5 protein-coding genes and 1 pseudogene are annotated in these 6820 nt (G+C 31.9%); 2 read left to right on the forward strand and 4 right to left on the reverse strand.

Translation table 11 applies throughout. From position 1 onward, the window contains the following. Positions 1-1049, reverse strand: a pseudogene (locus tag QZZ53_RS16495) (AsmA family protein); the annotation flags it as partial. 107 nt (positions 1050-1156) lie between these two features. After that, a complete protein-coding gene (locus tag QZZ53_RS16500; RefSeq protein ID WP_296386739.1) occupies positions 1157-1861 on the reverse strand; it encodes a queuosine precursor transporter in 705 nt (234 codons plus the stop codon). Positions 1862-2063: 202 nt separating this feature from the next. Between QZZ53_RS16500 and folK the strand changes: the two genes are divergently transcribed. After that, positions 2064-3209, forward strand: coding sequence for a 2-amino-4-hydroxy-6-hydroxymethyldihydropteridine diphosphokinase (gene folK / locus QZZ53_RS16505; RefSeq protein ID WP_296386741.1), 1146 nt, complete (start codon positions 2064-2066; stop codon positions 3207-3209). Positions 3210-3273: 64 nt separating this feature from the next. Here the strand turns inward: folK and QZZ53_RS16510 are convergent, their stop codons facing one another. Together QZZ53_RS16510 and QZZ53_RS16515 are read right to left on the reverse strand one after the other, a co-directional pair. Continuing rightward, positions 3274-3930 carry a class I SAM-dependent methyltransferase gene (locus QZZ53_RS16510; protein WP_296386743.1) on the reverse strand — a complete coding sequence of 219 codons (657 nt, stop codon included), beginning with the start codon at positions 3928-3930 and terminating at the stop codon, positions 3274-3276. Between the two features lie 96 nt (positions 3931-4026). Then, positions 4027-4563: an RNA methyltransferase gene (locus tag QZZ53_RS16515; protein ID WP_296386745.1), complete on the reverse strand. Its 537-nt coding sequence runs from the start codon at positions 4561-4563 to the stop codon at positions 4027-4029. A 116-nt stretch (positions 4564-4679) separates the two neighbouring features. Between QZZ53_RS16515 and mutS the strand changes: the two genes are divergently transcribed. Next, positions 4680-6820, forward strand: a 2141-nt coding sequence (gene mutS / locus QZZ53_RS16520; RefSeq protein ID WP_296386747.1) for a DNA mismatch repair protein MutS, incomplete at its 3' end; no start/stop codon positions are given.

Genomic DNA, 6820 nt, shown 5'->3' on the forward strand with positions numbered 1-6820 from the left:
ATATTACCTGTTGTGTTTTTAACCGAAGCATTAATCATTATGTTATCAACACTTTTAGGTAAATCAGGATATTTAAAAGACGCATTATCAGAACGCATATTAATATCTAACGTCGGAATGGTTTCCTCTGACACTAAACCTTTAATAATACCATTGACTGAGAAATTTCCAGTTGTATTTACATTCTCTATATTCTTAGCATATACTTTAGGAATTACTGCTAAAAAGTCTTTAAAAGAAGATTCAGGATTCTTAAAACTGATATCAATTTGCTGACCAGCTTCAACCATTTGAACAAAGCCTTCAAACTCTAAAGGCAAAGCATTTATAAAGCCCTTATTTTCTTTAAACGTGTATTTTTTTTGTTCTAAATCTAAATCGATAAGTGCATCTAATTTTACAATATTATTGCTTAAATATTCTGTACTATCAATAGACATAGAAACTCTGGCTTCAGTAGTAGTTTTTAATTCTGAAAGCTCGTCAGAAAAAACACCTTTACCGTTATGGTTGATTTCTGTAGCGTATAGTTTCGTATTAGCGCCTTCATCTATATAGGTAAACGCACTATTGTTTAATTCGTAGTTTTCAATATCAAAACTAAAACCACTCGATTTAGACTCAGATACCTCGCTTTGATTTTCGCTTGCTTTTACAATATCATAATTTACAGAACCATTTTTATTAGTCTTAAGCGTTAAGAGCATTTCATCTGCAATAATTTCATTAATTATAAGTGGTTCCTCAGTTCCTTTAAGTAATTCGCCAAGAGGCATTTCAAAAGATAGAGACTTTGCCGTGGCTAAAGTTTCTCCTTCAAAAGGCAATCTATTAGTAATTTTTAAATTATCTACGCTGATTTCTGCTTTTGGGAAACTACTAATTAAACTAAGACTAATATCATCAAAACTCAAATCAGCATCCAAGTTTTCATCTGCGTAATTCTGAACGATGGTATCTATTTTAGATTCTAAAACAAAAGGAATTGCAATTAAGATTGCAATGAATATGAGTAAGATGATTCCAATAATTTTGAAAGTTTTTTTCATAAGAGTGATGTCATTTTTAGAATAGCTTCTATAGATTATACGCAAAGGTGAGCAGAATAGTTGTGCTATTAAGAAACTTTAGCAAGATTTTAATGATTTAATAATACTTAAAGAAGGTCAATTTCTTCATTCACTTTTAGTTTGAATCGCTGTCTAAAAAGATAAACACCAAGATATAAAAAAGGAGTATCTAATGCTGCGATTAAGACTTTAAATAGAAATCCGCTAATGAGTAGGCCTTTAAAGTTTGCCCAATCAATAATGCCAAAAGAGCAAAGTAAAAACACAATTGTAAAAGTGTCTATAAATTGCGAAAACCAGGTTGAAAAATTATTACGTAACCAAAGATGTTTGCCTTTTGTTCTACGTTTCCAGAAATGATAAATCTGAATATCTACAAATTGAGCAAATAAGTAGGTAAGCATACTTGCAAATACTGCAATCGTAGAATTACCAAAAACGGTATCAAATAAAGAATCATCAACAGGAGACCAAGATGTTGCAGGAACAATTGAAGCAGTATAAATAATTAGTAGTGAAAATAGTGAAGCGAAAATCCCAACAACTACAACATCATTAGCTCTCTTTTTTCCATAGATTTCACTAATTAAATCAGTAATGAGAAATGTAATAGGATAAGGTAAAATGCCTACTGAAATTTCAAATAATTTAGACCCGAAAATTTCAACATCGAATGGATACCAATAAAAAAATTTTTGAAAAATAAGATTAGAAACCACTAAAGACGTCATAAAAAGACCACCTAATAATAGGTAAATACGTTGAGCTAAAAGCTTGTCTTTTAATGGCATTGAAAATTGTCAATAAATAGTTGTTGTAAAGATAAAGTATTAATTATTCTTTTAGTTATTTTGCTAACTAGGCATTAGAAAAGCTAAATTTTCTGTCATTTCGAGCATAGTCGAGAAAATTAAAATCACACTTATCAAACATTTCGACTATGCTCAATGTGACAGTTTTAATATTTGAGCTTTTTAGACTGTGTACAAATCTATGAAATCAGCCAAAACCGTTTATATAGCATTAGGAAGCAATAAAGGCAACAAATTGGAGTATTTGCAATCTGCTGTTAATGCTGTTTTTGAAAGAATAGGAGCAGTCTGCAAGATTTCTAAAATCTATACCACACCTGCGATAGGCTTTGTAGGTGATGACTTTTATAACGCTTGTATTAAGGTGGAGACTGAGTTGAAAGCTAAGAAGGTGCTTAAAGAACTTCAAGTCATAGAGTCTAAACTTGGAAGAACGACAAAAACAACGAGTGGTTATGAGTCTCGCGAGATAGATTTAGATATTCTGTTTTATGATGACGAAATCATTAATGAAAAAAGTTTAGTTGTTCCGCATCCCGAAATGCATAAACGCAAGTTTGTCTTGCAACCGCTTTTAGATATCGCAAAAGATATTGAACATCCTGTTTTTAAAAAAAATGCTGCTGTTTTGTTAGAGGAGTGTGATGATGAACCGATTATTGAGTCTATTAAAATTTGGCTAAAGAATCCCAAAAAAACATTCACTTTTGGAGACTATAATTATATTGCTATTGAAGGTAATATTGGTGCTGGTAAAACAAGTTTAGCTAATAAGATTGCGCACGATTTTAATGCCAAGTTAATTCTAGAGCGATTCGCAGACAACCCATTTCTACCAAAATTCTATAAAGAACCAGAACGTTACGCCTTTACTTTAGAAATGTCTTTTCTAGCTGATCGCTATCAGCAAATTTCTGATGATTTATCACAATTAGATTTGTTTAAGGATTTTATGGTGAGTGATTATGATGTCTACAAGTCTTTGATTTTTTCTAAGATTACCTTACCTGAGGATGAGTTTAGGTTATATCGAAAGCTATTTTACCAAGTATATAAAGATATTGCAAAACCAGACTTGTATGTTTACTTATACCAGAACACAGAACGTTTACAAGCAAATATTAAAAAGCGAGGACGTAACTACGAGAAAGACATTAAAGACGATTATCTAGAAAAAATTAATGCTGGTTACCTCGAATTCTTAAAAAGTCAACCAGAAATGAATGTTAAGATTATTGATATTTCTGATAAGGACTTCGTTAAGAATCGTGACGATTATTTGTGGTTGTTAGATGAGATTAATGAGACTTCAGCTAGCAGTAAATAGTTAGTCGATGTTGTCATCCTGGACTTGATTCAGGATCTCATTTTGTTTTTCTCTGTAATGATTATTATAGCTTATAAAGCTTAGTTGTTATTATCCCTTTGTTATTTTCTAAAACAATTTTATTCAGAACTTTTTCTTCTTTTATATTGAGGTTGAATGGAGCTACTAATAAATCAACTCCACTGTTTTGTTTTAACCTAATCCCTTGTCCTGATATAATATCTTTATTTGGTGTAAAACTTACTGTAGGCACATGTTCTGTAAGAATGACGTATTGGTAATTCGTTAGTTTTTTTATGATTTTTTGAATCTCAGCATTAGACAAATGCTGCAATACTTGTCTCAAAATAATACAATCAGCTTTTGGAAGCTCGTCTTTAGCTATGTCTAAACAATGGAACTCTAAATTGTCTTCTTTAAAAAGTGTGTTGTTTCTTTCAATAAGATTTTTAACAATATCTACAGCAATATATTTTTTAGTGAAATTGGTGAGTTGTTTTCCAATGTTAAAATCTCCACAGCCCAAATCACAAACTGCTAGAGTACTATTGTGTGAGCTTAAAAAAGAAATAAGACTATCTAAATATGGTTTAATAATTTTTGGGTTATGAGAACCTACGCCTGAATAAAAGTCAAAATCTTTTCCGCCCCAAAGTTTCATTTCGTAAACTTGATTCATGGCGTCTTTTGTTGGCCATGGTGTCTTTGATTTTTTAGTCACGTATATAGATTTTGGGTGATATGGTTTCTTTAGAAATTAGATTCTGAATCAAGTTCAGAATGAGAAAGCTTGAGGTGTATGCTCAATATTTAGTGTCTATTTTTTTTCTTCTAATTTTGAAAACACATCCCAAACAACAACTCCACAACACACAGAGATATTTAAAGAATGTTTTGTGCCGTATTGTGGAATCTCAATCACAACATCACTAGCATCAACAACATTTTGTGCTACGCCTTTAACTTCGTTACCAAAAACAAAAGCATATTTGTTATTTGGTTGAGGTTTAAAATCGTTGAGCATTGTTGCGTTTTCTGCCTGTTCTATGCTAATAACTTTTACGCTTTTAACTTTCAGCTTTTCAACTAACTCAAAAGTATCTTCTGCATATTCCCAATCAACAGTTTCTGTGCTTCCCAAGGCCGTTTTTCTAATATCGTTATGAGGAGGTTGAGCTGTAATGCCACAGAGGTAAATTTTTTCAATTAAAAAAGCATCACTAGTTCTAAAGACAGAGCCAATGTTGTTTAAACTTCTAATATTATCTAAAATTATTATGATTGGAGTCTTTTCAGCTTTTTTAAATTCTGAAACTTCTAATCGGTCTAATTCTTCGTTTTTTAGTTTTCTCATATTTATCAACAACTGTAGATAACTTATAGTTTTTAGGTTTCAATAAACCTCAAAATATAAGTAAATTAGCATTCTTACAATTTCTACAAAAATAGAATTTAAAACTTAGATTACCATTGGCAAAAAAGGCAAAAAAAGTAACACCATTAATGAAGCAGTACAATGCCATCAAGGTTAAATATCCTGATGCTTTGCTATTGTTTAGAGTTGGAGATTTCTACGAAACCTTTGGTAGTGATGCTGTAAAGGCTTCAAAAATTCTAGATATTATCTTAACCAAACGTGGTGCTGGTAGTGAGAGTGAAATAGAATTAGCTGGTTTTCCGCATCATTCTCTAAATACGTATTTGCCCAAATTAGTTAGAGCAGGTGAACGTGTTGCAATTTGCGACCAACTAGAAGATCCGAAACAAACTAAGACTATTGTAAAGCGAGGAGTTACAGAGCTTGTAACACCTGGTGTTGCCTTTAATGATGATATATTACATTCTAAGTCTAATAATTTCTTAGCAGCTGTTTATTTTGAAAAACAGCGCATTGGTGTTTCGTTTTTAGATATTTCTACAGGTGAGTTTCTAACTTCTCAAGGAGATGCAGAATATATAGATAAGTTACTTCAAAATTTTAGTCCAAGTGAAGTTTTAATTTCTAAACAAAGCCGGAAGTTGTTTTCTGAAACCTTCGGGAATGATTTTCATACGTTTTATTTAGAAGATTGGGTATTTCAGGCAGATTATGCAAATGAGACTCTAATTAAGCATTTTAATACAAAAACATTAAAAGGGTTTGGTATTGAGGATTTATATGAAGGTATTATTGCTTCTGGTGTTGTGCTTCATTATTTAAGTGAAACACGACATAATAAGTTAGAGCATATCGCAACAATTTCTAGAATTGCCACGAACGATTATGTGTGGATGGATAAATTCACCATCAGAAATTTAGAACTTTACAATTCTACCAATGCAAATGCAGTTACTTTAATCAATGTTATTGATAAGACTATTTCTGCAATGGGAGGTCGTATGCTAAAACGTTGGTTAGCATTGCCGCTTAAAGATGCTGAGAAAATAAAACAACGTCATGAGGTTGTTAAGTATTTGTTGGAAAATGAATCTGTGCTTCAAAAGATACAAGGGCAGATAAAACATATAGGAGATATTGAGCGTCTCATTTCTAAAATTGCAACGACTAAGGTGAGTCCACGAGAAGTGATTCAGCTAAAAAACTCTTTAGAAGCTATTGTGCCAATAAAGTCAATTGCTGAAACTTGTGATAATGAAGCTTTAAAAATCTTAGGAGATAATTTACATCGTTGCGATTTATTACGTAATAAAATTAAAGAAACCTTAAACGAGGAAGCTCCTGTTAATGTTTTAAAAGGAAGTACAATAGCTGAAGGGTTTTCTGCAGAATTAGATGAGTTAAGAGGTTTATCTCAATCTGGTAAGACTTATTTAGATAATATGCTAAAGCGCGAAAGTGAACGCACAGGCATCACCTCTTTAAAGATAGCCTCAAACAACGTTTTTGGATATTATATTGAAGTAAGAAATTCTCATAAAGATAAAGTGCCAGAGGAGTGGATACGTAAACAAACATTAGTTAATGCAGAGCGTTATATCACAGAGGAACTTAAAGAATACGAAGCTAAAATTCTTGGTGCAGAAGAACGAATACTCGCTATAGAGCAAAAACTATTTGCAGAATTGGTGCAATGGATGCATCAATTTATTATTTCTGTTCAGCAAAATGCGCAGCTTATTGGACAATTAGATTGTCTATGCGGTTTTGCGAGTTTAGCAAAAACAAATAAATATACCTATCCAAAAATTGATGATAGCTTTGATTTAGAAATTAAGGATGGTCGTCATCCTGTAATAGAAAAACAATTACCGTTAGGTGAACCATACATTGCAAATGATCTTTATTTGGATAGGGAATCACAGCAAATAATTATGATTACTGGTCCAAATATGTCTGGTAAATCTGCTATTCTAAGACAAACAGCTTTAATTGTATTATTAGCACAGATTGGAAGTTTTGTACCTGCAGGTGAGGCGAGAATAGGTTTAGTAGATAAAATATTTACTAGAGTTGGAGCAAGTGATAATATCTCAATGGGAGAATCTACTTTTATGGTAGAGATGAATGAAACGGCTTCTATTCTTAATAATATTTCAGATAGGAGTTTAGTGCTTTTAGATGAAATAGGAAGAGGAACTAGTACTTATGATGGTATTTCTATTGCTCTGTC

Origin of the sequence: Winogradskyella sp. (assembly GCF_016744625.1) — a bacterium.
In the GTDB taxonomy this organism is placed as follows: domain Bacteria; phylum Bacteroidota; class Bacteroidia; order Flavobacteriales; family Flavobacteriaceae; genus Winogradskyella.